The sequence below is a fragment of the Planktotalea sp. genome (assembly GCF_049680325.1).
In the GTDB taxonomy this organism is placed as follows: Bacteria; Pseudomonadota; Alphaproteobacteria; order Rhodobacterales; family Rhodobacteraceae; genus Planktotalea.
The window spans coordinates 1-1602 of record NZ_JBAUHO010000326.1 but is presented as its reverse complement, the minus strand read 5'-3'; the positions used below and the strand labels follow the sequence as shown (position 1 = coordinate 1602).

The following is a 1602-nucleotide window of genomic DNA, read 5'->3' as shown; positions in this document are numbered from 1 at the left end:
TCCTTTGGCGGGCCTGCCGCACAAATAGCGCTGATGCATAAAGAGCTGGTGGACAACCGCAAGTGGCTCTCCGAGCAAGAGTTTTTGTCGGGGCTTTCCTTTTGCATGTCGCTCCCCGGTCCAGAAGCCATGCAGCTAGCGACCTATTCAGGCTGGCGTATGCGCGGCACATTGGGCGGCCTTTTAGCGGGATTGCTTTTTGTTCTGCCGGGCGCTGCGGTGATCCTCGCGCTTGGTGCAATTTATGTCAGCTACGGCGATATCCCGTTGGTGCAAACGCTGTTCTTGGGTGTGAAGGCAGCCGTTCTCGCAATCGTTATCGAGGCGTTGATAAAAGTCGCGAAACGCGCTTTCAAGTCCCCCCTGCATTGGGGCTTGGCCGTTGTCAGCTTTGTCTCGATATTTGTTCTGGCATTGCCTTTTCCTGCTGTGATCGGCGTTGCGGCGCTGATCGGCTATCTGACAACACCAGCCGCTGCGCATGTGCCGACACCGCGCGTGCCCTTCGGGCAAACACTTGGCACAGTGTCGCTGTGGCTTGCTTTGTGGTGGTTGCCAATTCTGGTTCTGGGGTTTGTCATTGGGCAGGATTTCCTGTTCCAACTGGCCGTCTTCTTTTCAAAACTCGCGACTGTTACCTTTGGCGGTGCCTATGCGGTCTTAGCTTATATGGGCCAAGAGGTCGTTCAGGGTCTTGGTTGGATCAGCGCGGCCGAAATGATTGACGGGCTTGGTCTGGCAGAAACAACACCGGGCCCTTTGATACTTGTTACGGAATTCGTTGGCTTCCTTGCGGGTTACAATGCGGGCGGCGCGGGGCTTGCGGTCTTGGCCGCGATTGTGACGCTTTGGGCGACCTTCGTGCCCTGTTTCCTGTGGATATTCGCTGGCGCGCCCTACATCGAATGGATTTCTGCACAACCTCGATTGAACGGAGCAATGTCGGCAATCACAGCGGCGGTTGTGGGTGTGATTGCCAACCTGTCGATCTGGTTCGCGCTCAACGTGATTTTTTCAAATGTGACGCGCACCCCCTTTGGCTGGATGCCGGAACTGGCCTCGCTCGATTGGCGCGCGCTGGTTCTAAGCTGTGTCGCGGCACTTTTGCTTTTGCGCCTCCACATTGGTTTGCTGAAGGTCCTCGCAATATCTGCGTTACTGGCGCTTGGAGCTTCCTTCATATGAGATTCTTCTGGTTGGTCGCATTGACCATGACGGCCTTTGCGTCCAACTCGATCCTCAACCGGCTGGCACTGGCTTCAGGCGACACAGGACCAGCAAGCTATGCGGCGATCCGTTTGATCGCAGGCGCGCTGATGCTGGCCTTGTTGCTTGGGCTGCGCAATCAATCACGCCCTGCCGTGACCCGCCATGCTTTGTGGGGCGCGGTGACGCTACTGCTTTATGCGTTGGGATTTTCATTCGCCTATATCACACTGCCTACTGGCCCAGGTGCCTTGATCCTATTTGGCGGCGTTCAGGTCATGTCCTTTGCGATCACGCTTGCGAAAGGACAAAAGATCAACCTGTTCAGTTGGGTCGGGGCTGCTCTGGCTTTTAGCGGTCTGTGCTATCTGCTTTGGCCTGATGGGGCGGCACCCA

1 protein-coding gene and 1 pseudogene are annotated in these 1602 nt (G+C 56.4%); both read left to right on the top strand.

Annotated features, from left to right (window positions below):
* Positions 1-1185, top strand: a 1185-nt coding sequence (chrA, locus tag WBC85_RS14605) for a chromate efflux transporter (protein WP_424438778.1), incomplete at its 5' end; no start/stop codon positions are given.
* Positions 1182-1602: pseudogene (locus WBC85_RS14600) on the top strand (EamA family transporter); the annotation flags it as partial. The gene chrA and the pseudogene WBC85_RS14600, both read left to right, overlap by 4 nt.